The sequence below is a fragment of the Robinsoniella sp. genome (assembly GCF_034124845.1).
The window spans coordinates 25,842-46,472 of the sequence record NZ_JAWYAJ010000359.1 but is presented as its reverse complement, the minus strand read 5'-3'; the positions used below and the strand labels follow the sequence as shown (position 1 = coordinate 46,472).

The following is a 20,631-nucleotide window of genomic DNA, read 5'->3' as shown; positions in this document are numbered from 1 at the left end:
GCATACTCATAAATCTCACGCACCACTGCCTCACATTCTTCTGTATCAGTAAACTTCTTTTCTATTCCCTCAATAACCTTATCATGCACCTCCGCAATTCTCTCCTCATAAGATTTGTCACTAAGTTCGAGACAGTCCGAACCATGCAATAAAAATTCTCTAATGTGTTGAAGATTTACCCGTTTAAAGATTTCTGAGGTATAATTATTCATGCCAACACCCCCAAAGACTTTAACAAACAAACACAATCTTTGAAAGCTTTACGGTATACATACTGTTCCTCGACGCCATCAACTTCCAGAAGAATTTCAAAACACTCCATAGCAAATTCTTTTTCATTTTTAGTAAACATCGTTTTACAGTCTTCTTCCATTATATTCAGCTTTTCTTTTAAAAGATCATATTGATCCGTTGACTTAAACTCCTTGACTGCACGAGCCAATAATTGATCGACAAACAAATCAAACTCTTTATTTATTTCCATAATAGCATCGTCCTTCCATCATTTTCGTAGACAACAATGCCTTGAAAGGATTTTTAGCGCATGGTATAATATTTACGCTGCATCTGCTTTCGGGCATATGTCGGCGGGGAAGTGGTGTAGTAAGTTTGCCAACAAGCGCACCGCTTCCTTTTTATTATTTATTGAGAACTTTAATACCATCTCGCAATCCTTGTGGACGTGACACTCCAGCTTTCTTACAATATTGATCCAACATCTGTAATTCTTCTTCTGTAAGCCGAACATCGACACGAACACTTTTCGGATTGTCTGTAACTGGTCGCCCTCTCTTCTTGTCGGGCATACTCACCTCCTTCTTTGCCAACAATTAAATTATAATTTATACCGCCTATAAATCAAGTATTATTTTACCGCCATTAATTATTCTAAATTTACCTACTCATGCTACGAGACTTATTCAGACGTTTATTACGCTTTTCTTTTTCTTCTAAATCTTTACTCTCTTTTATTATTTCATGAACCCTTTCTCTACCAATCACACTCTCAATCCTGCCCAAATCAGCACCTTTTTTCTTCAGTTTCTCAATTGTATCTTTCTGCTCAATAACTCGATCTGTCAGACGCCCTATCTGCCTGCTCTGTTTTACAACTCTATCCGATAGCTGATTCACTTCCCCCATAAGATTGACACACTTAATAATCAGATTCTTAATTACTGCTTTTAGCTTTTCTACAAACGGCAGAACCTTTTTATCTCTGTAACTATTAACACTCATCAAAGCACCCGGTTGTGGTAACTGCCATTTTTCATCTTCATCATATGCATGAATATTCCGCTCTATGGTAATTTTAGAATTTATCATTTTTTCAATTTCATCCTATAATTGCTTCTGATCCTGTTTCAATTTTTGATTACTGGATAATAACTCTTCTTTATCTTCTGATAGAGAAGCCGCTTCTTCTTTGAGAAGATCGCTTGTCAATTCTAATTCCGTAACCTCCTTTTGTCGTTCTTGTTTTTCAAATCGAGAACTGACAAGTGCTTATTATGAGTGCCCAACCTCTTCCACTGCACACCATGACGTTCCATGACCTTTGATAATACTTGCTTCTCTGATTCCATCCACTGATTCCATTCGGTAGCACCTCTAGTACCACCTTTAAATCCTTGCTCTGCCAACGCTCCTTTAAGCGAAACTCTGGTATCAAGTCCACGCTTGCTATTTTCAACAAATGGAATAAAATCAATATGAAGATGCGGGGTTTCTTCATCCATATGCAAATGCGCTGAGAACACATGAAGATTAGTATTTCTTTGTTGAAATGTTCGCATAAAATCAGACAGAATATCTTTTGCTAACTCTCCCTCATTACTTATTGCATTCATATCATCTTTATTACCAATCTGAAAGATAACCTCATGAAACAGTTTCTCCTGTTTCCCTTGACGTATCTTTTCATAGTAATTATCAATTTTTCTATCATTACGTTTTTGTTTCGCATTATAACGTTGTAATGCTTCATCAAAAATCTGGTGGTACACCGTTTTTATATTTGCATTACAATACTGTACATTATTTTTGCTCCGCTCTGCATCTACATTTTTAGCTTTGAAGGTTCTGGTATTATGGTTAATAGACCCTTTTCCTAACATTCCGCTAATTGTTCTCTCCAGGCACTATCCCTCCTAATCTTCTAATCTCTGCTAATATAGTCATCAGGGTGCTTGCACCCTCTTTTGTTACTTTTGCCAAAAGTAACGCAAAAGCACTTTTGACACTACGTATCAAAAGCACCGTTGCGCCTTGCCGGGGGCTTTCTTCATGGTATCATTTTCGGCTATTTTGATATCACTTTACAGACTACAAAAACCATACTATTCCTTGCCTATTATTTACAGGTGCGTGACACGCTCCTGTCTATTACCGTCAACGAGAATTGCTCCATCGAAAACTTCCCGGTACTCCTTTTTTATCCAGATATTCTTTTCGGGCAGCTTCTCTCTCTTCTTGGGAAGGTGCAGTTTTGTATTTTGTGTAAAGTTCATGGCGCACCATTGAATCAAGTTTTTGCTCTAACCCCTTATATACTTCGTCTGCATAATCATCATTTGACATCAGATGATACTGCAACAGTGCAATAAACAAGTCATGAGGTACTTGTACATTTTTCATTCAATCCATCCTTTCCGTGACGGTTGTGTCGATAGTGACGATATTTTTATCACTAGGTTATACCTAGAAATACCGTCACAATCGTCACATATCGTCACGCTTATTTATCTATTCGTTCCAAAATTGTCAATCGTCCATTATGAGTGCGCTTGCTTTCATAACAGATATTGCAATCATTATAAAGTTGTTCAACGCTGACATTCAGCCGCCTTGTCAACGTATTTGCTGCTATCTCCAGTCGGGGTAATCGTTCAAGCAATTCAGAGGGGCTTCCACTCCACTTTGGCGTATCCACCGTAAGCAATCCTGCTATCGCTTCTAATAATGGGTCTGGTGGCACTTTCCACAATTCTGTTTCTGCCTTTGTCAGCATCCAGACACAACGTTCCCGATCAAAGTCAACGGTCAATTCTTGATCCTGTTGGTCACGCCCTACAATATCCATAATCGCTGTGTTAGCTGTACGCTTTTTCTTCTGCATGATGAATGCACCATCTGCTGCACCTAACAAACCGTTTGTACCAGAAATCATATCAAAGCTATCATCTGATTCCATCTTCCGGGTATGGTGAACCACCAGCAAACATATACCATATTTATCACTAAATTCCTTCAACTTAGTTACTATCTCATAGTCATTAGCATAACTACTTCTATCCCCGCTTGCTTCACGTACTTTTTGGAGTGTATCAATAATAATCAATCTTGCGTCTAAATGTTTCTGCACAAACGCCTCTAGTTGTAGTTCCAGCCCCTCATTCACTGCCTTAGCCTGTGTTGCAAAATGCAGCTTATTACTACCTTCAATGCCAAACATCCGGAATAATCGCCGTTGAAGTCTTGCATGGTCATCTTCCAGTGCCAGATAAAGAACTGTGCCTTGGTGAACTGGGTATTCCCATAGTGGCAATCCTGCCGCCACATGATAGGCTAATTGAGCCATAAAAAATGATTTCCCCACTTTTGGTGCACCTACAAAAAGGTACATTCCTCCGTACAAAAAGCCATCAACAATAGGTGTTCTCAGCGGATAGACAGTATCATAAAGCTCTGTCATAGATATAGTATCAAGTCCGCTTTGCCCAGATTTCTCTGGGCTTTTTACGGCTTCTACATTGATTTGTTGCTGTGAATTTGATATAATCTGGTTAGTATTTACTTGAATCGACTGTTCCTCATCTGCGCCAACAGATGAAACCGGAGCGGTCGTTTTATTATTCATCATCATTCATCTCCTTTCAGTCCATCTAAAGTGATTGCAACAAGCTGTAAAGTATAGTGCAATTCATCATTCTCCTCACTACACACTTCTAGTCGCTTCAACTCCTCATAGATATCGGCCATCTTATTTTTCAGTGCCTTATAAACTCTCGGATTCCCCTGCACCACAACATCCTGGCACATTAACCGTCTGATAATATAGTCCTGTTTTTTCAAGCCAGATAATGCAACCACATCATTTAACAAATTTGCTTCTTCCTCCGACAATCTAAACCCTACTTTACGATTCCTCCATCTTCCTTTATTATCAGACCCCCTTTCCATTTGCATCCCCCTTTATCATTCGTTCCATCTCTAATTTTTCAGCCATCTCCGTTTGCACTGTAGGAAACAAGTGTGCATAACGATAGGTTATTTTTTCTGCTTCATGTCCAACCCGGCTGCCTATTGCCAACACTGAAAATCCCATGTTAATCAATAACGATACATGACTATGCCGGATATCGTGTACCCTTATCCGCTTTACACCTGCCTGTTTTGCTCCTCTGTCCATCTCGTGGATAAGATAAGACTTTGTAACCGTAAACAATCGTTCTGTTGGCTTAATATCGTAGAGCAGGTGAATATACTCCTGCAATTCCTCACACAAAAACGGTGGCATCTTAACAATCCGATTGCTTTTTACAGTCTTAGGACTTGTAATGATGTCCTTACCTTTGGAACGATGAAATGTCTTACTGATTGTCACGGTCTGCTTCTTAAAATCAAAATCAGCAGGGGTAAGGGCTAATAATTCACCAGAGCGAATCCTGCACCAGTAAAGCATTTCAAAAGCATAATAAGAACGTGGTTTATCCATCATAGCTTCTGCAAATTTCAAATACTCATCTTTTGTCCAGAAATCCATCTCCTTTTGAATTTCTGTTCCTATCGTTCCCGCCCGACGTGCCGGATTGTACGGTAGATTATAGAAGTTCACCGCATGATTGAAAATAGCTGTAAGCTGCGCATGAATTGTTTTTAGATAATCAGAGGAATAGCCCTTCCCTCTTTTATCCCGGTAGGCTAATAATTCATTCTGCCAGGCAATTACATCTTTTGCTTCTATTTCTGTAATTTTACGATTTCCGAAATACGGCAAAATTTTTGTCCGTACTACATGCCCCTTAGACTCCCAAGTGCTTTGTTTCACTCTTTGTTTCTTATCTGTTTCATAGACCTCAAAGAAACTATCAAAGGTCATGTCTAACTTTGCTCCCTGTTTCAGCATTGCTTCATGCTCCCACGCTTGCGCTTCACGCTTTGTAGCAAAGCCCCTTTTCTGTGTCTGTTTCCGCTCTCCTTTCCAATTTGTAAAGCGATACAATACTCGCCATGTTCCTGTCGCATTATCTTTGTAAACAGCCATTCTTTTCTATCTCCTTCCTCATTCGCTGTAACATACTTTCTTCTGGAAAAACGTTGTATTCACACGCCCCATCACTGTTAAATATCCCTGTTTCTGTAATTCTCCATTTAGTTCCCGTACAATCTGATATGCTTTGGATTTTGATACTCTTAATTCCGCAGCCACCTCTTCTACAGTCATAAATGATTTCTCTGGCATATAGGCATCACCCTCCTTTTCTTATTTTTCTTTGCCGTTCTCTCCATCCAGTTCCGACAGGCAACCTTTCCTGGCGCTGTGCCGTATTCCTTTCCTTGACAGGCTCTCATACTGGTCATTGCCTGTTTCCCCGGAATCGTAGCTATTTAGACGGTCATTCTATTGTTCTTAACTTAATTAGTTTAAGTTTCTCTTGTATCATACTAAACTTTTTCCGTTAAGTCAAGTGGTTTCTAATAAAATCTTAACTTTTTTATTTAAGTTATTCTTGCTATTTCTATTTACACATGTTATACTCAATTTAACAAATCTGTTTAACTATTCAGTCATGTGCAGAAGAATCAAGCTGGCGTGACACACTAAATCAACATAAATACTTGGAGGTTTTATTATGGCAATTGGTAAGCGTATTAAATTCTTTCGTAATAGAAAAGGGTTAAAACAGAAACAATTAGGCGAAATGCTCGGTTTCATGGGAAAAACCTCTGATGTTCGTATGGCACAATACGAAGCGGAAGCCAGAGTACCGAAAAGTGATCTTGTAAATGAAATGGCGCATATTTTTGATGTCAGCCCCCATGCACTCACAGTACCCGATATTGATACTTATATCGGTTTAATGCATACACTATTTACACTGGAAGATACTTATGGTTTAAAAATCAGTGAGATTGATGGTGAAATCTGTCTGCGGCTGGATAAATCCACCGGGACAACCTATACTTCCATGTTTGATATGTTGTACGCATGGCAACAGCAAGCGGCTAAGTTAGAAAACGGTGAGATCAACCAAGAAGAATATGACCAGTGGCGATACAAATATCCCGAATTAGATAACGCAAATCGTTGGGCAAAAGTTCCTTCACAGGAACTGTCTGACTATCTGATTGAAGAATACAATAAACAGTCCACTAAAAAGAAGTAAATTTTACGCATTCAAGATATGGAGGATCAATCATGATTAGCTTGATTGTCGCTTATGCAAGAAACAGGGTAATTGGCATCAATGGAATTATTCCCTGGAAAATTAAAGGCGAACAAATTAGGTTCAAGGAATTGACCACAGGCAATGTTGTCATCATGGGAAGACGTTCCTATGAAGAAATTGGGAAGCCATTACCTAACCGAACTACCATCGTCATCTCTACTACTAAAAAAATTAATAGTGAAAATTGTATGACTGCCACTTCACTATCAGAAGCATTACAGTTAGCCGGAAAAAGAGATGTATATATATCCGGCGGCAATCGTGTTTATGAAGAAGCCTTACCCCTAGTAAAAAGAATGTATGTTACCGAAATTGATGCGGATATTGAAGGTGATACTTTCTTCCCTGTATTCAATAAACAGGATTTCACCAAAACCACCATAAAAATCGTTGCCGGAGACATTCCCTATTCGTATGTAACATACACAAGAAAATAGAATAATCACTCTCCTCATTTGGACAAAACAAAAAACCTTACCGAGTTTTCATCTCTGAAAATCAGTAAGGTTTTATATGTTATTAAAGTAAATTATTCAGTCCGTGATACCTAAAATGTTGCCAAATCGTTGCCAACGCTTAAACAAATTTGCTTGAAACCCGCATAAACACTAGCTTCACAAGTCTTTGTACATCACTCAAACTCTGGTGCGGGTGGGGTGATTGGTGGTGATTTTGATATACTTTTGTGTTTTTTTGTGGATGGATTGTTTGTATTTGTTGTATATTTTTTCTGATACGAAATTATTAGAGCCAAAATAGAGCCAAAAACCTATTCCAGTATTTCCAATAATTTATGGTTTTGAGTATAGGAACACTCAGAATACCTGCTTAAGTCTTTTCCTGATTTTTGCCATATGATTTTTTGTTTTTTTATCTATAGATTCTTCTCCAAATACTTTTTGAGCACGCTGCACATATGTTATAAAATTACCTTTGATATTGCCATCTCTATCTTTAAGCCTTGCACCCTTCTTTGAGTATTTTTCGTATACATTATTACAGCTTATCCTTTTTCCTGACGATGTATACCCTCCACTTTTTACAATAGTATTTAGTTTTCTATACAGTCTATAATAATATTTGGTAATAGTTTTATCTCGAATAGTGATTTCTTTCCCGTCAAAAGAAAATCCCAAGTAATCAATTACATTCTTTCCATTTTCAATATTGTCCAAAAATAAATTATTACAACTTGTTAGTTTCATATTTTCATATTGAAAAATTTGAGTTTTTTCGGCTTGTAAATCTAATTTAGGTACTGCGTTAATTTCACTAATAATTTGATTGAAAATCCTTTTAAAGTCTTCTCGACCAATTTCAGGTAGTACTACAATAAAATCGTCACTATACCTCATATACAAACCACTATTTGTTTTCGCAATCTCATTTAATGTCTCATCGGCCAGTATCATATAAACGTTAGCCAATGCAGCACTAATAGCAGAGCCTTGAGGTATACCAAATTTTTCATTGTGTGGTTTTATAAATTTAGATTTATTTTTTTTAAACTCGATTAAATCTAATGCTCTTCTTTTTCCATTCAGTCGCTTTATGTCATCTTCCGTATCATTTAATCCATTTAGTTCTAAAATATCTACCAATTCCCATATTGAATACTTTGTGATATTCTTAAATACAGCATAATAATCTACTGGTAAATATTCCTCCCCCAAAACGTTACATAGTCTCTTTTTTAAGTAATCATGTTGAAGCGAATCAAAAAAATGCGTAAAATCTCCTATTATCACATAACATTCTTCAAATTTTCTTATATAATCAAATGCAACCTTGGCAAAATGGATATTATTTTTCTTTAAATTGTCTCTATAGGCCACTGCCACCATATCCATTCCATGCGTTTTCATATATTCATTATATGCTTGGTTAATTAAATAACCATAATATGAATAGATATACCTATCAGTATGTGCTGAATAACATAACTCCCTTGTTTTTTCTTTAATCTCGCCTTTCCCTTGACATTTTTTATACTTGTTAAAAGTTTTGCTATAATGTATGAATGGATAAAATCCATGTTTACTTACATTATTCGGCTTGCTAATATAATCCCATATTTTTTCCAAAGACACTTTTTCATCAAAGTGAGCATACTTTCTAGCCTGTTTATTCTTTTCTTTCCACTCCTGTATTTCCATATTTCCCCTTTATATAGCAAAAGGCCTATCAGTACGAGGGATAGCATCTCTTAACTGATAGGCCTTCTTTTAACGTGGTATTCAATTTTGTCTTTCGACATCTTTGATGTGGTTCCAGCTATCCAATATTCGTTCAATTCATATCTATGTTAGAATAGATTATAAGGAGATGATACTAATTAACATTCTTATGTGGTTATTCATAAGTTTGCAACCAGAACACCAGTCAGTTCTGAAAGAGCTCTTTCAGATATTGACAACAATCCTTTTCCCTTCCATCAATATGGAAGGCACTTTCAATATAACCCAAAAAACTGTAATTGTCAATAAATTTCACCTTGTCTTAATTTTCGCTAAATCCGTATTTTCTCTCTCTTTTTTTAAAGGCTACGTCCCCCCCCTCCAATATATCACAAACATGTTCTCTGATGCCTCGACTAAGAAGAATTGGCATTGCACCATCCACTTCTCTTGTATCTTCTAGTGCACCTGACACATATTCAAATTTAATTTGATCTTGATTTTCGTTCTGTAGACCGTGTTGGTTCGCTACAATAATCTCTTCCGAATCTGCACCTACAACAATATTAGGATTGTGGGTTACCACAAAAATTTGTCTTTCTTTCTTTTTGTTTCTTATATAAGTTACTAGTTCCTCATAGATTGCCCTATTATCCAAATCATCTTCTGGTTGGTCAATTAAAATAGGGCATGTATTTTCATTAAAATCTAGTAACATGCGTAAAACAATAAATGCTTTTTTCCCTTCTGACATTAAAGATAAAGTATCCCCCTGATACTCAACATCGTACCATATTTTACAATAATTTGTTGACATTATTTCTAGCAATGTAGTTTTTTCTACTTTCCCATTTTTAAATATATATTTTTCCTCTATTATCCCATCAAAGATAGAAAGTAAAACTTTTTTCAAATCATCTGTATCGGTAAACTCATAATTTAACAATTCCGTAACTGCTACACTTCTTCTATTAAAATTGTTTTCTACTATTGTTCTAAACCGTTCACTTTCAAATCTTGTTTTCGGTATGATTTTCACATCTTCCTTTTCCATTGATACATCTTTACAAATCGACTCACCTATAGAAAAATAAAGCATATGTAAATCCACTATTTTCCGTTTTGATTTGTTCGATTCTTCAACCAACTCATTCATTTCTTTGGTCATCTTATCTATCTTGTTCAGCTTTCCTTTTTCATTCTCCAATCTAGTATTGATTTCTGTATATGCAGCATTCTCTTTATAATACTTTTCACCATTACTATATCTCGTATCTGATTCAATTTTTAATAATCTATTTTCATCACTTGCTATCATTTTGTTCAATTCTTTAATTTTTTCATCTACTGCATTACTCCACTTATAAGACATTTCGTCGACCAAGTTTTTATATATAATTAGTAAATCATTTTTCACTTTTTCCCGCAAACCAATCACATTACTATCTATACTCCTAGTCATTTCCACTCTTTTTAACAGCTCTAATTGCTTACAAGTTTCTTGTAGGCCTTTTATATTCAATTCCAGTTTTTCTTTTTCATTTTTTAGTTCGATATAATCTTTTTCATCATTAGTGGTTAAAGACGACAACGATTTTTTCTTCAAATCTTGTAACTCTCCTGACAACTTTGAAACTTCACTATTAATTCCTTTTAAGTCCCCAATACTATCAGTATCACGTCTAATCTCATTCACTCTATATGATAACTTAAAATAATTTTCTATTTCATTGGATATTTCTATAATATTTTTATTAATTTGTCCATTATAAAACTCTAGTTTTCTTTTCTTTTCCTCATCACTTTTCAAAATATTTTCAATTAAGTCAATGATATCTTCAGAATTTGATGCCAACCCATTAATATATGATTGCGGAAAATATTCAACCTTTCTATTACTATCATCTGAAGAATCCTTCCACTTTAACTTCATCTCCTTTATAATTTCATCTATATATTGATTGTATCCCCCATTATTATTTTTTATATCACCAGTATAGTTTGCTAATCTTGCGATACTTCCTAACAAAATAGATTTTCCAGAAGATCTTCCACCAATAATTGCATTCATATTCGAATTAAATGGTATCAATTGTTTGCCGAAATCCTTATGTTCAATCTCTAAAGCTTGAATTACTTGATAATCACTTTTTATTTCTGGCATTGTATTTTGAACCTTAACTCTTGCTTCTGGTTCATAAATTATTTGCCTCAACCCTTCAAAGCTTTTTTCAGCTTTAATCCATGTAAATGAGTCTCCTATACTATCCAAGTCATGTGCATCGGATGCTATGATTGAAGGTTTTCCATATTGTTTTAAATAAAACGTTACATTTTTTTCTTCATTTGTCCCAAGTTCACATATATCAATATAATCTTTCATTAGTTCGTCTTTAACTGGACCTAATGAGTCGACAAGATCTTTCACATTCCTTTTTGACTTACCTTCATGTTTCATTTCCTCAACACTGTTGGTTTTGTCACCTGCATGAACAGACACGACACCGCCATAACTATGAATTAAATTAGCCGCTTTCTTAAAATCGACCTGCACCTTAAACATACCAGTTTTAAATGCCTTGGTATCATCTGCAGTCGTGGATTCTTCTCTCCCTTTTGCCATAATATGTACTTCTGATAAATCTAGCTTGTTCAATACAAGTTGCTCTATTGCTTTTTGATTCAAAACTATATTACCATATTGCTCAGGAAATAATCCTATCATGTGTACGGATTTTGCCCCATATTCTGTCCTAAATTCTATTCCGCTAATGACTGTTATACCATTCTCCCTACCAAGTCTTTTTATCTCATCTAAATTTTTCACTGTGTGATGATCTGTTAAGGCTAGTACCGATATCCTTTTTTCCAAAGCCTTTTCTATTATCTCTTTAGGTGTTCCTTTTCCATCAGAAGCATTTGAATGAATATGCAAATCCCATTTCCCCCATTCAGATCCCGCGTAATTTAATGATTCCATACATTTCCTCCAAAGTAAATTTATTTATATATTCAAAGTATCTTTACAATCAATATAAAGGTCTTTTACAATTATTATTTACTTGGATAATTATACCATTTTATAAAGAGAAATGGAAGGGATTATCGTGTAATCTGCCAATCTCCTTATTTCTTTAATGTATTGTTACGAATCACCTCATCTTAGCCCAAACCTCTCCCCATCCGTCCTCCTCACTCCAATAATATCCCCTTGCATGCTGCAAGTGAACGTATACGACACCTCATCCACCATAACCTCAATCGTCATCCCATCCTGCTCCAGCATACAAAACACATCAAACTCCAGTTCTTCCCTTTCCCGATTCAGAAACCTACTAATCGCCTCTTCTGTCTGCGCCTCCAACGCTTTCCTTTCATCCGTCACATCTTCTCCATCACAATAAGCCGAAACAACCTCTCCTCCGGCAGTCACAATCATAGAAGAATGCCCTTCCTCCTCTTTTTCTGCACATCCGCCCAACATCAGAGCACATAGCACCACTATTAAAATTCTTTTCATACGCTCTCCTTTTGTCTCATTTTTACAACCAGTTAAGGCAAAGTTCTAGGATAGACTAAAAGTGCAAATTATGATACAAGAAATGGGGGATTTTATATGCCAAAGCCACGCACTAAAACCGGAGAGAAGAATCTCATAGGTTTACGTTTAAAGAATTTACGGAAAGAACACAATCTTTCCCAGCGTGACCTCGCCCGTCAGTTACAATTAACCGGAATTGATATGGACAAAAACGTCATTACCCGGATAGAAACGAATAAAAGATATGTGACAGATTTAGAACTGAAAGCCTTAACTGAAATATTTCAAGTTACTTACGATTACTTAATTGATGGCTGCGTAAAGAAATAGCAGTAGTCGTACATTTTCATACATAGACATTTTGTGATGAGATTGAAATTATCCGTAATCACCTCTAAATCTTTATCCTCTTCTCCAACACCCAGACGTTCGCAAATATGCCAGTAAGCATCCAATATCTTTGAATATGCTTGCTGGCATGTTTTACCTTCTGCGTATTCATCTGCCACATACCCGCTTTCCTCTGGTGGGTTATTTGTCAGGTCTAAGGAACCATTCATCAAATCAAAAATTAACATTTTAAATTCTTCTGTTGTTCTTTCCATGTGGTTCTTCCTTTCTTTTGTCTCACTTTTACAACCGATTGTACACCCGTTTCAGAGTAAAATCAAGAAAAAGTGCAAAAACTGATACAAACGAGATCAAGTTGAAAGGACACCTATGAAAAGACTACGCACACAAGACGATGGTAAAAATATTATTGCTGCACAGCTCAAGGCTCTAAGAGAGCATTATGGCTATTCTCAGCGTGATTTAGCCGAGCAGTTACAGCTAGCAAATTTTGATGTAGATAAAAACATGATTACAAGGATTGAAACCAACAATCGGTATGTTTCTGACTTTGAGATAAAAGCATTAGCAGAATTTTTTGACATTTCCTACTCTTTTCTGCTAGATGGTGTTTTGACCGAAACAGACCGTAAAAAATATCCTGATTTATAAAAGAAATAGCTTCCCTTATTTTTGTGGAAGTTATCAGACTCTATTTGCTTCTTACTCAAACAAGATTTAATGTTAATCTAGGGATGTGGTACCCATTACAATTACATAGGTACGCCATCCCTTTTTCATTTTGCTTATTTGCCCAATACTTTACAAACATTTTTGTGTAACAATAATCAAGGCAGTAGCAATCTTCCTCTATCTATCATGGTATATCTTGAAAATAATCAGAGAATTTCTTCTTCCTTTTTTTAATTTCTTCGGACTCTTTTTCTTCATCCAACTCTTGAACCTGGGCATCACGTGTTCCCGAAAGAACTTCAAGCATCTTAGCTATCTCATTTTGGGCTATGGGACTTGAGCTCAAGGATTGGCCCACTATTAGGATGAGAAATATTTTATATATCTTTTTTTTCAATCAAATTCCTCCAATTCAATCTCTGCTTTGCTTCACTTTAGTTATAAGCAAGCCGTTTATCCTCGCTACCTATTTGCATACAAAAAGGAAGCCATTTTACAATTCTAAAAATGACTTATAACTACCAGCACAATTGCAAAAAGGATTCTTATACTAGTAGATATTTACGCTTTGTACCTGATTTGATAAGGAATTGATTTAATTGTCCAGACGTACCTTCTGATTTATTAATGTCCATCCATTAGGCAATAATATAAAAAAGGTCAAAAAGAAAAATAGAAGAACCACAATAAGAAAAAGAAGCAGACTGATTCCTTGTGGGATAGCTGCAATCACGAACATCGAACATATATTCTTAGTTATAACTTCATTATGAGAATTATTTTTGTTCAAAAATGAAGCCTTAAAATCGGTAGTGTTATCACCGTCTCCATTGGCAACGGCACTTTCTGAAATAGCCCACGTCTCAGTTATAGTTGCCTTATCTAATAATTCATAAGAACTATAAATACTACAAAAGGACACGTTTATAGCTAAGCACATAGCAAAAAGAAGCATAATAAAAATGATACTAATACGAGATAAACGATTTTTCTTGTTATTAATTCCCATTATGGCTCCCTTCTTAACTTCTACTACGTCCAATGTGGTGCTCTCATATGTTGAGATGTCGGAAAATTTAAATTCACTTAATTATACCAGAGTAAAAAGAAAAAATGAAGCACTGTATTTTGATTCTACTGACAAACAGTGCTTCATAGTATAAAAGACATTGCCTACTGTCTGATAGCTCTCCCGCTTTTTGGGAAATCCATTTCTTTTATTGAATCCAATTTAGCAGCTATAATAGTGCCGCCAGTTCCGTCTATGCATATATTAGTTCTTTCAGTACCATTTCCTCTGCAGAATATCTAATATTATTCAATAATCCCACCCATTTCATTTGTTCTCGGGCTTTCAATTCTTCAGTAGCACCTTGCTGCACTTTCATCAATTCCACCAGTCTTTCTACCCTCTCCGTTGCAACCTTGTCTATATTGTTTAAATGCTCTGTCAGCCGCCCTTGAGTCAACATAGAGGTATATAGTACCCGCTTATGTTCCTTTAAATATTGAAGTCTTAATTTACCATATTTGCCATAAGCCGGCACCGCTTCTTGTGGCGGCAATATATCCGGCAAATAGTAATCTCCTACCAATGTGTAAGACAATCCATTTTGTTCATCGTAAATATGTTTTTCCATAAGTTCTCCTTATCTTGCGCCCCGATCTCGGGATCGGGAGCGCACTTGCTTTTGCTTGTTATCTGCTTCCTTCATTCTTTGCCTGTTAATTTCCAGTCTCTCAAGTATACTGACTGGCTCGGACTTCTTATCCGTACTGTTTTTCCATGCCTTTACTGCTTTTTGATAACTTCCATAATCTGCTTTTGCAGCGTTGTAGTCTTTCAAAAACTCTTTCATATTTTTGTAGCCATAGTCCTTTACCATATTAGATAAATGCTGTTTCATACCAGAAATCTGCGTGCTTAATTCTTCAATTGTGTCCTGCAGTGCCTTTCGCTGCCTTCCTTTGAAAATGCCTTTCATGCTCTCAAGTTCTTTTTGACATTTCACTAGTTGCTGCTCTCTTTTGTAAATCCCAATATTCTGATTATTGAGCTTTTGATAAATCGTCTCCAGTCTTGGAAAACGCTCAGCAAGATCAGACTTTTGAGGCGGTGTTGCTGGCATATTTCCGCCATACATTTGTTCAACTGGAAGCTCCATCAACCGCTCCTCTTTTTCCCTATTAAGCTGCATGGTATTTAACACTTTAAGCACCAGTATTTGTAATACTGTAATAGCCACTTCTAAAACATTTGCAAATAACTGCGGACACTTCCCCTCTTTTCTTACCGAAACTTGTATCTTCTCTGAAATCTCCACAAGCTTAATTTTCATTACCTGCATCTCCGGCACTCCCCCTAATAGTGCTCTATCCACTGTTTGATTCCATTTCTGCCTTAACCGATTATCAGACTCTATCTGCTCTGCCTTTGGATTCCGTTTTCCTATTTTCTTCATAGGCAAATATACCCCTGATTTATCAAATACCTGTAATTGTTCCTTCTCATCCTTGACATACAGATTAATCAAATTAGTGAAGGATGTTTTTACCTCATCCAGAAACTTTTCCGATTTGAACTTCACATCTTTTGTTGTAAAAATCTGCCGTTCATATACATCGCCTTTTGAAATAATCTTACAGCCATTTTTTAGCTGTCCGGCTTGATCCAATATTTCTTTTTTCGTCCGCACATGCTTTCCCATCTCATTGTAAAACATATTGCGGGTTGCGACTTTTTCGATAGGCTCCTCCAACAACTTCCGTTCCGAAAAGATCAGATGGATATGATAATTTGTCTTCCGCTTATTATGATGTAGTGCTCCGATAGCTTCTACTCCATACTGTTGCTTAAAATGCTCTACAAACGATTTCAGCAGCATACTCGGCTCATACTCCACAAAGCTTTCCGGCAAGGCTATAATCAACTCTCGTGCTTCTATGCACGTCCCTTCCGTACCACTTTTCTTGAACTCTTCTTGATTGCACTTTGCTAAGTCAGACCAAAATTTCCGTTCTGTTGTCTCATAAACCGCATACAGATTTTCTTGTCTTGCATGACTGGATATATAGCTAATTCTGCCTTTTAGATTTGTCAGCTTCGACATCTGAACAAATGAGTGTCTTGGCAATAGGCGTTCCCCCTTTCGGCAATTTTGTGAGTGGATACCTTCGGGTATCCGTTTACGAACTCCATGCCCGTTCCCGGGCTCAATGCCTCCTGCAAGGACGAAATAGACCCGGAGCATAAACGAAGTTTGTGCGATGGGTGTATTTCGCTCTCATGCGCCGAGGGCTCTAAAAAGCCAGTTTAGGACTTTGAAAGTGTAATGACACTTTTTACATTTGGGGCGAATCCGCACCTTACACTTGCCCGTTTCCGGGCTGCTTTTAAGTTCGTTCTATGTTGAATTTTAAAAATATAAACATCTATGCTCCGACTGTAGTTCACTGTATATTTAACCAGTTCGTATTGTTCTTCAATCCGCACTTCCCTTTGTCCGTTATTAACAGGTGCGTGACACGCTCCTGTTATTGGTGGTCAAGGAAAAGTTACCATCGGAAACTCTCCGGCACACCCCTTTTATCCAGATATTCTTTTCTGGCTTTTTCCTTTTCTTCCTCTGTCGGTGCAGTTTTATATTTGGAATATAACAGTCTCATGGTTATCGAATCCATCTTATCCATCAGTCCTTTCTCTATTTCCGTTCGAACCTCTTCTACCCCCATAATGTGATATTTCATCAACGCTATAAATAACTCCTCAGATATTTGTATTTGTTTCACTATTAACCTCCTCTTTTTCAAGTCCGCAACAATGCATTGTCTATCGGTTTTGCAACCTTGCAGCACTTATCTCCGCAAATTCTTTATACCCTGCATTGTTGCGTTCTTCATTATTGCAATTGTATTTTCCCCAGTTCCCAATACCATAGATTTTTTATTTTTTTGGCTTTAATGTCTAACTCTTTCTTGGCATTTTCAAGGGTTCTTTTAGAGATTCCTTCCTCTTCTGCAAAATCAAAAATTTCATTGCTCTGCATAGTTTTATTGCTTTCTGCAAGTCTCTGAAGCAGTTGCTTTGCCTGTTCCAACTTATTTGCTTTCGGAGCTACACCACCCAATACTTCATCTGCTGTTATATCGTAATCTCCTAACCATTGAAACCCGCTTTCAGATAACGTGAATGCTTTTGGATGTCCAAAGGCAGCAAGGTTATTTTTTATTTGGACAACCGCTCTGATATTTGCCTGACCTTCTATTCTTCCTACCAGTAAAACGCTTCTCGCTACTGCAAAGAAGTCTATGGAACCCATTCCTCTATATGCAGCTTTGTTTCCTGCCGCCTTATTCATGTGACCAATCAAAACGATGGCACATTGATATTTCTCTGCCAGCAGTCCTAATTTCTTTGTCATATCTCTGGCTTCATTTGCTCGATTCATGTCCATTCCTCCACCTAGATACGCTTGTATCGGATCAAGAATCAACAACTTGGCATTTGTCTTTATAAGTGCCTCTTCCAACCTTTCATCTATCATCGAAAGTGTCTTTTCACTTTCGTCAATAACAACAATTCTCTCACAATCTGCTCCCGCCAATTCCAGTCTTGGTTTTACCGTATCAGCTAGTCCATCTTCCGCCGTCTGATAGATTATATTCATAGGCTCTGACACTTTTATATCCCCCTCCAGACCTGTCCCCTTTGATAACTGAGCCGCAATGTTTAAGACAAACGTGGTCTTACCATCCCCCGGATCACCTTGAATAATTGTCAGCTTTCCGTATGGGATAAAAGGATACCACAACCACAGTATTTCCTGTGACTGTACATCCGACATTTTAATTAACTTTAATTCTGTTTTTTGTTCTTCCATAGAGCCTCCATTCGTATGATTTTTGTTGATACTCAGGAAAACCTCTGCTATACTTGTGCTGTAATCATTTGTCTTATTGAGCTTTGTAGTTCAATCGGCAAAGATAGCAGAAGCTTTCTGTTATCAGAAGTCCTAACAGTTGCTGCTGTCGGGACTTTTTTCTTTGCGCTCCTCTGTTTCCTGCCAAAGATACCTCGCACCGTCTAACATCCACATTATGGCTTTCAGCATGCTCAGGCAGTCATTCCTCATTTCCTTTATTCCCTCGGTTGACAATGTGACCTCTTGTTGCTCAAACTGGCTCACAATATCTATAAGGTTCATCTGCATCATCTGCAATTCCTCTACCAACCGATAAACCACTTCCTTTTTTCCTACTACACATACTCTGTTATAAATGCATGAACGAATGAAGTAATCCTTCTTTTGCATTCCGCTGGCGGTAATCTTTGCTTCAATTTCATCACGTTCCCTTGGGGAAACCCGAAAACTGATTGTCGGGTATTTATGAACTCCGCTCATGGTTGTGCCTCCTCTCCATTGGCAATTTCTAGCTGCTCCGCTAATTCCGCCTGTTTATTGGGATATAAATGTGAATAGGTGTTTAATGTAGTTTCGATTTTCTCATGCCCCAAACGCTCTGCAATCGCCAATGGCTGAAATCCCATTTCCACAAGCAGGGATGCGTGTGAGTGCCTTAAATCGTGCAGTCTGATACGCTTCACCCCCGTTTCCTTTATCCCCCTCACAATCTCATGTTCCATAAATGACTTGGTGAATCGAAACATTCTTTCTTTGGGAGTAATGCCATATAGCATACTGCAATATTCCTTTAATTCCTCTGCAAGAAATGAAGGAATTGTCACTTTGCGGTTACTTTTGGGTGTCTTAGGCGGTGTTACCATATCTTTACCTTTAATGCGCTGATATGACTTCGTAATACTGATAATCCGCTTTTCTAAATCAATATCTTCATAAGTCAAAGCCAACAATTCTCCAATCCTAATTCCAGTCCAATATAGAATCAGAAAAGCCATTTTTGCTTCTGGTTTTTCTTCCATAGAAGTAAAGAACTCTTTAAACTCCTGCTTCGTCCAAAATTCCATTTCATCTGCTTTGCCCTTGCCAATGCTGCCTGCCTTTCTACAAGGATTATCTTTTAAGTCGTAATATTTGACTGCGTAATTAAAGAGTGCTGCCAACTGATTATTGATACTTTTTAAATACGTGGGTGCATATCCCTTTTTGATTAACAGGTTCTGCCACTCTCTAATATCAGCAGTCCTAATCTCGCACATCTTCTTATTCTTAAAGTAAGGCGTTACCTTCAAATCAAATACATAGCGTTTGTTAATAATGGTGCTTTCCCGTAAACGGTTTTCCATATCTTTGAAGTAAATCTCTACAAAGTTATCGAATTTAATATCTAAATCCCGTTGCTGTTGCTGCCGGAAATCTCTTTCCCACGCCTCTGCTTCTCCCTTGGTTTTAAAACCTCTTTTGTTCTTCTTATGGCGTTTTCCTTGCCAGTCCTCATAATAGAACTGGCTGCGCCACAGTTTACCATCTCTCGTAACCGACATTCCATCAACTCCTTTCCTTTGTCTGCCTTACGCCAGCACCATGCCATAGAATTTTTCCTGAAAATACTTTGTCGGAACTTTTCCAGAAATCACCCTGAAACCTTTTGCACTCAGTTCCTTATTCAATCCACGAATCAACTTATATGCATACCCTCTGGATACTCCCAAAAGTTCGGCAACCTCATCTGCAGTAATGTACATTTTCATCACATTCTCCATATTCATTTCTCCTCTCATGTTTTTCTCAAGGTACACTATTGTGTACTTTTGTAACTCTCACTATACAGTACACTTTTGTGTTCGTCAAGTATTTTCTATAACTTTTTATACACAAATGTGTCCCCATGTGATAAAATGCAAATATGGAGCAAAATATGGAGGATAATGATATGAGCACTGGCGAAAAAATCAAATATTTTAGAAATATGCGTGGAATATCGCAAGAAATGCTTGGACAACTTTCTGGCATTAACTCTGCCACAATTAAGAAATATGAATATAGCATTCGCAATCCAAAGCCAGATCAATTGCTTAAGATAACAAATGCACTGGGAATTAGCATTAACCTTTTTATGGACTTTGATATAGAAACAGTATCTGATGTGCTGTCATTGCTATTTAAGATGGATGAGCAGGTCGATATGACCTTTGAAGCGGAGAAAGATGAAGAGGGAAACTTTATTCCTGACACAATGAAAATATCCTTTAATAATCGTTTCATAAATAAAAAGCTATGTGCTTACCTAAAGGCAAAACAATTGCAGGAAAAGATTGAGAATGACAACCACAGCTTTAAAGATAAAACTCAGCATCAAGAAGTGATAGGAGCAATGGCAAAGGATTTGGAAGAAATCAAGAATCACCTTGTGGATGACAGTATGGTGGTGAAGAAAGGAGCACAAGGAATAACAGTTAAAGTTTTTCATTAAAATTGTAAAATTGATTTTTATACACAATTTATTACAGAGTATGTAT

The 20,631-nt window shown here is 36.9% G+C and carries 26 protein-coding genes and 1 pseudogene; 5 read left to right on the top strand and 22 right to left on the bottom strand.

The window, feature by feature from the left end; translation table 11 throughout:
* From ACH2DQ_RS18275 to ACH2DQ_RS18235, 9 genes and pseudogenes are all read right to left on the bottom strand, one after another.
* On the bottom strand, window positions 1-212 hold a 212-nt coding region (locus tag ACH2DQ_RS18275), incomplete at its 3' end, for a hypothetical protein (RefSeq protein WP_395027765.1).
* Window positions 209-484 carry a hypothetical protein gene (locus tag ACH2DQ_RS18270; protein WP_394914939.1) on the bottom strand — a complete coding sequence of 92 codons (276 nt, stop codon included), beginning with the start codon at window positions 482-484 and terminating at the stop codon, window positions 209-211. The genes ACH2DQ_RS18270 and ACH2DQ_RS18275, both read right to left, overlap by 4 nt.
* A 154-nt stretch (window positions 485-638) precedes the next feature.
* Window positions 639-806: a hypothetical protein gene (locus ACH2DQ_RS18265; protein ID WP_394914938.1), complete on the bottom strand. Its 168-nt coding sequence runs from the start codon at window positions 804-806 to the stop codon at window positions 639-641.
* A gap of 88 nt (window positions 807-894) precedes the next feature.
* Window positions 895-2,117: pseudogene (locus tag ACH2DQ_RS18260) on the bottom strand (plasmid recombination protein).
* Between the two features lie 274 nt (window positions 2,118-2,391).
* Window positions 2,392-2,637 (bottom strand): complexin-2, encoded by a 246-nt coding sequence (locus ACH2DQ_RS18255; RefSeq protein ID WP_394914937.1) that lies wholly within the window; start codon window positions 2,635-2,637, stop codon window positions 2,392-2,394.
* Between the two features lie 100 nt (window positions 2,638-2,737).
* Window positions 2,738-3,865: an AAA family ATPase gene (locus tag ACH2DQ_RS18250; protein ID WP_394914936.1), complete on the bottom strand. Its 1,128-nt coding sequence runs from the start codon at window positions 3,863-3,865 to the stop codon at window positions 2,738-2,740.
* Window positions 3,862-4,182: a plasmid mobilization protein gene (locus ACH2DQ_RS18245; RefSeq protein ID WP_394914935.1), complete on the bottom strand. Its 321-nt coding sequence runs from the start codon at window positions 4,180-4,182 to the stop codon at window positions 3,862-3,864. Before ACH2DQ_RS18245 ends, ACH2DQ_RS18250 begins: the two co-directional genes overlap by 4 nt.
* Window positions 4,166-5,266, bottom strand: a complete 1,101-nt coding sequence (locus tag ACH2DQ_RS18240; RefSeq protein ID WP_394914934.1) for a tyrosine-type recombinase/integrase — start codon at window positions 5,264-5,266, stop codon at window positions 4,166-4,168. The genes ACH2DQ_RS18245 and ACH2DQ_RS18240 overlap by 17 nt, the downstream gene beginning before the upstream one ends.
* 18 nt (window positions 5,267-5,284) lie before the next feature.
* Window positions 5,285-5,464 (bottom strand): DNA-binding protein, encoded by a 180-nt coding sequence (locus tag ACH2DQ_RS18235; RefSeq protein ID WP_394914933.1) that lies wholly within the window; start codon window positions 5,462-5,464, stop codon window positions 5,285-5,287.
* A 391-nt stretch (window positions 5,465-5,855) separates the two neighbouring features.
* On the opposite strand from ACH2DQ_RS18235, the gene ACH2DQ_RS18230 reads away from it, so the two are divergent.
* The gene (locus ACH2DQ_RS18230; protein WP_394914932.1) at window positions 5,856-6,389 is read left to right on the top strand and encodes a helix-turn-helix domain-containing protein; all 534 of its coding nucleotides are present in this window, start codon (window positions 5,856-5,858) and stop codon (window positions 6,387-6,389) included.
* Window positions 6,390-6,421: 32 nt separating this feature from the next.
* The gene (locus ACH2DQ_RS18225; protein WP_394914931.1) at window positions 6,422-6,889 is read left to right on the top strand and encodes a dihydrofolate reductase; all 468 of its coding nucleotides are present in this window, start codon (window positions 6,422-6,424) and stop codon (window positions 6,887-6,889) included.
* A 378-nt stretch (window positions 6,890-7,267) separates the two neighbouring features.
* Here the strand turns inward: ACH2DQ_RS18225 and ACH2DQ_RS18220 are convergent, their stop codons facing one another.
* The 3 genes from ACH2DQ_RS18220 to ACH2DQ_RS18210 all read right to left on the bottom strand — a co-directional run bounded on the left by ACH2DQ_RS18220 (window position 7,268) and on the right by ACH2DQ_RS18210 (window position 12,149).
* Complete coding sequence (locus ACH2DQ_RS18220) at window positions 7,268-8,608, bottom strand: reverse transcriptase domain-containing protein (protein WP_394914930.1); 1,341 nt, start codon at window positions 8,606-8,608, stop codon at window positions 7,268-7,270.
* Between the two features lie 343 nt (window positions 8,609-8,951).
* Window positions 8,952-11,609: a TrlF family AAA-like ATPase gene (locus ACH2DQ_RS18215; protein WP_394914929.1), complete on the bottom strand. Its 2,658-nt coding sequence runs from the start codon at window positions 11,607-11,609 to the stop codon at window positions 8,952-8,954.
* A gap of 177 nt (window positions 11,610-11,786) precedes the next feature.
* Window positions 11,787-12,149, bottom strand: a complete 363-nt coding sequence (locus tag ACH2DQ_RS18210; RefSeq protein ID WP_394914928.1) for a hypothetical protein — start codon at window positions 12,147-12,149, stop codon at window positions 11,787-11,789.
* 96 nt (window positions 12,150-12,245) lie between these two features.
* Here ACH2DQ_RS18210 and ACH2DQ_RS18205 point away from each other — a divergent pair, with 96 nt between their 5' ends.
* A complete protein-coding gene (locus tag ACH2DQ_RS18205; RefSeq protein ID WP_394914927.1) occupies window positions 12,246-12,500 on the top strand; it encodes a helix-turn-helix domain-containing protein in 255 nt (84 codons plus the stop codon).
* On the opposite strand, the gene ACH2DQ_RS18200 is transcribed toward ACH2DQ_RS18205, so the two are convergent.
* Window positions 12,470-12,775 carry a hypothetical protein gene (locus ACH2DQ_RS18200; RefSeq protein WP_394914926.1) on the bottom strand — a complete coding sequence of 102 codons (306 nt, stop codon included), beginning with the start codon at window positions 12,773-12,775 and terminating at the stop codon, window positions 12,470-12,472. The genes ACH2DQ_RS18205 and ACH2DQ_RS18200 overlap by 31 nt on opposite strands.
* 115 nt (window positions 12,776-12,890) lie before the next feature.
* On the opposite strand from ACH2DQ_RS18200, the gene ACH2DQ_RS18195 reads away from it, so the two are divergent.
* The gene (locus ACH2DQ_RS18195) at window positions 12,891-13,172 is read left to right on the top strand and encodes a helix-turn-helix domain-containing protein (protein ID WP_394914925.1); all 282 of its coding nucleotides are present in this window, start codon (window positions 12,891-12,893) and stop codon (window positions 13,170-13,172) included.
* Window positions 13,173-13,377: 205 nt separating this feature from the next.
* Here the strand turns inward: ACH2DQ_RS18195 and ACH2DQ_RS18190 are convergent, their stop codons facing one another.
* From ACH2DQ_RS18190 to ACH2DQ_RS18150, 9 genes are all read right to left on the bottom strand, one after another.
* Complete coding sequence (locus ACH2DQ_RS18190; RefSeq protein ID WP_394914924.1) at window positions 13,378-13,590, bottom strand: hypothetical protein; 213 nt, start codon at window positions 13,588-13,590, stop codon at window positions 13,378-13,380.
* A gap of 198 nt (window positions 13,591-13,788) precedes the next feature.
* Entirely contained in the window at window positions 13,789-14,202 is a 414-nt protein-coding gene (locus ACH2DQ_RS18185; protein WP_394914923.1) for a hypothetical protein, read from the bottom strand.
* Window positions 14,203-14,455: 253 nt separating this feature from the next.
* A complete protein-coding gene (locus ACH2DQ_RS18180) occupies window positions 14,456-14,833 on the bottom strand; it encodes a TnpV protein (RefSeq protein WP_394914922.1) in 378 nt (125 codons plus the stop codon).
* 9 nt (window positions 14,834-14,842) lie between these two features.
* Window positions 14,843-16,327: a MobA/MobL family protein gene (locus ACH2DQ_RS18175; protein ID WP_394914921.1), complete on the bottom strand. Its 1,485-nt coding sequence runs from the start codon at window positions 16,325-16,327 to the stop codon at window positions 14,843-14,845.
* A gap of 421 nt (window positions 16,328-16,748) precedes the next feature.
* Complete coding sequence (locus ACH2DQ_RS18170; protein WP_394914920.1) at window positions 16,749-16,982, bottom strand: complexin-2; 234 nt, start codon at window positions 16,980-16,982, stop codon at window positions 16,749-16,751.
* Between the two features lie 110 nt (window positions 16,983-17,092).
* A complete protein-coding gene (locus ACH2DQ_RS18165; RefSeq protein ID WP_394914919.1) occupies window positions 17,093-18,073 on the bottom strand; it encodes an AAA family ATPase in 981 nt (326 codons plus the stop codon).
* A gap of 132 nt (window positions 18,074-18,205) precedes the next feature.
* Window positions 18,206-18,595 carry a plasmid mobilization protein gene (locus ACH2DQ_RS18160; protein WP_394914918.1) on the bottom strand — a complete coding sequence of 130 codons (390 nt, stop codon included), beginning with the start codon at window positions 18,593-18,595 and terminating at the stop codon, window positions 18,206-18,208.
* A complete protein-coding gene (locus ACH2DQ_RS18155) occupies window positions 18,592-19,656 on the bottom strand; it encodes a tyrosine-type recombinase/integrase (RefSeq protein WP_394914917.1) in 1,065 nt (354 codons plus the stop codon). Before ACH2DQ_RS18155 ends, ACH2DQ_RS18160 begins: the two co-directional genes overlap by 4 nt.
* 27 nt (window positions 19,657-19,683) lie before the next feature.
* Complete coding sequence (locus tag ACH2DQ_RS18150) at window positions 19,684-19,875, bottom strand: helix-turn-helix transcriptional regulator (RefSeq protein WP_394914916.1); 192 nt, start codon at window positions 19,873-19,875, stop codon at window positions 19,684-19,686.
* Window positions 19,876-20,045: 170 nt separating this feature from the next.
* On the opposite strand from ACH2DQ_RS18150, the gene ACH2DQ_RS18145 reads away from it, so the two are divergent.
* Window positions 20,046-20,585: a helix-turn-helix domain-containing protein gene (locus ACH2DQ_RS18145; protein ID WP_394914915.1), complete on the top strand. Its 540-nt coding sequence runs from the start codon at window positions 20,046-20,048 to the stop codon at window positions 20,583-20,585.
* Window positions 20,586-20,631: the final 46 nt, after the last annotated feature.

Excerpts from the sequence above, each read along its gene's own strand:
- ACH2DQ_RS18200 (WP_394914926.1), bottom strand. The coding sequence starts at position 12,775 with ATGGAAAGAACAACAGAAGAATTTAAAATGTTAATTTTTGATTTGATG.
- ACH2DQ_RS18155 (WP_394914917.1), bottom strand. The coding sequence starts at position 19,656 with ATGTCGGTTACGAGAGATGGTAAACTGTGGCGCAGCCAGTTCTATTAT.
- ACH2DQ_RS18220 (WP_394914930.1), bottom strand. The coding sequence starts at position 8,608 with ATGGAAATACAGGAGTGGAAAGAAAAGAATAAACAGGCTAGAAAGTAT.
- ACH2DQ_RS18250 (WP_394914936.1), bottom strand. The coding sequence starts at position 3,865 with ATGATGATGAATAATAAAACGACCGCTCCGGTTTCATCTGTTGGCGCA.
- ACH2DQ_RS18195 (WP_394914925.1), top strand. The coding sequence starts at position 12,891 with ATGAAAAGACTACGCACACAAGACGATGGTAAAAATATTATTGCTGCA.
- ACH2DQ_RS18255 (WP_394914937.1), bottom strand. The coding sequence starts at position 2,637 with ATGAAAAATGTACAAGTACCTCATGACTTGTTTATTGCACTGTTGCAG.
- ACH2DQ_RS18185 (WP_394914923.1), bottom strand. The coding sequence starts at position 14,202 with ATGGGAATTAATAACAAGAAAAATCGTTTATCTCGTATTAGTATCATT.
- ACH2DQ_RS18205 (WP_394914927.1), top strand. The coding sequence starts at position 12,246 with ATGCCAAAGCCACGCACTAAAACCGGAGAGAAGAATCTCATAGGTTTA.
- ACH2DQ_RS18215 (WP_394914929.1), bottom strand. The coding sequence starts at position 11,609 with ATGGAATCATTAAATTACGCGGGATCTGAATGGGGGAAATGGGATTTG.
- ACH2DQ_RS18210 (WP_394914928.1), bottom strand. The coding sequence starts at position 12,149 with ATGAAAAGAATTTTAATAGTGGTGCTATGTGCTCTGATGTTGGGCGGA.
- ACH2DQ_RS18225 (WP_394914931.1), top strand. The coding sequence starts at position 6,422 with ATGATTAGCTTGATTGTCGCTTATGCAAGAAACAGGGTAATTGGCATC.
- ACH2DQ_RS18150 (WP_394914916.1), bottom strand. The coding sequence starts at position 19,875 with ATGGAGAATGTGATGAAAATGTACATTACTGCAGATGAGGTTGCCGAA.
- ACH2DQ_RS18180 (WP_394914922.1), bottom strand. The coding sequence starts at position 14,833 with ATGGAAAAACATATTTACGATGAACAAAATGGATTGTCTTACACATTG.
- ACH2DQ_RS18270 (WP_394914939.1), bottom strand. The coding sequence starts at position 484 with ATGGAAATAAATAAAGAGTTTGATTTGTTTGTCGATCAATTATTGGCT.
- ACH2DQ_RS18245 (WP_394914935.1), bottom strand. The coding sequence starts at position 4,182 with ATGGAAAGGGGGTCTGATAATAAAGGAAGATGGAGGAATCGTAAAGTA.
- ACH2DQ_RS18165 (WP_394914919.1), bottom strand. The coding sequence starts at position 18,073 with ATGGAAGAACAAAAAACAGAATTAAAGTTAATTAAAATGTCGGATGTA.
- ACH2DQ_RS18145 (WP_394914915.1), top strand. The coding sequence starts at position 20,046 with ATGAGCACTGGCGAAAAAATCAAATATTTTAGAAATATGCGTGGAATA.
- ACH2DQ_RS18265 (WP_394914938.1), bottom strand. The coding sequence starts at position 806 with ATGCCCGACAAGAAGAGAGGGCGACCAGTTACAGACAATCCGAAAAGT.
- ACH2DQ_RS18240 (WP_394914934.1), bottom strand. The coding sequence starts at position 5,266 with ATGGCTGTTTACAAAGATAATGCGACAGGAACATGGCGAGTATTGTAT.
- ACH2DQ_RS18235 (WP_394914933.1), bottom strand. The coding sequence starts at position 5,464 with ATGCCAGAGAAATCATTTATGACTGTAGAAGAGGTGGCTGCGGAATTA.
- ACH2DQ_RS18230 (WP_394914932.1), top strand. The coding sequence starts at position 5,856 with ATGGCAATTGGTAAGCGTATTAAATTCTTTCGTAATAGAAAAGGGTTA.
- ACH2DQ_RS18160 (WP_394914918.1), bottom strand. The coding sequence starts at position 18,595 with ATGAGCGGAGTTCATAAATACCCGACAATCAGTTTTCGGGTTTCCCCA.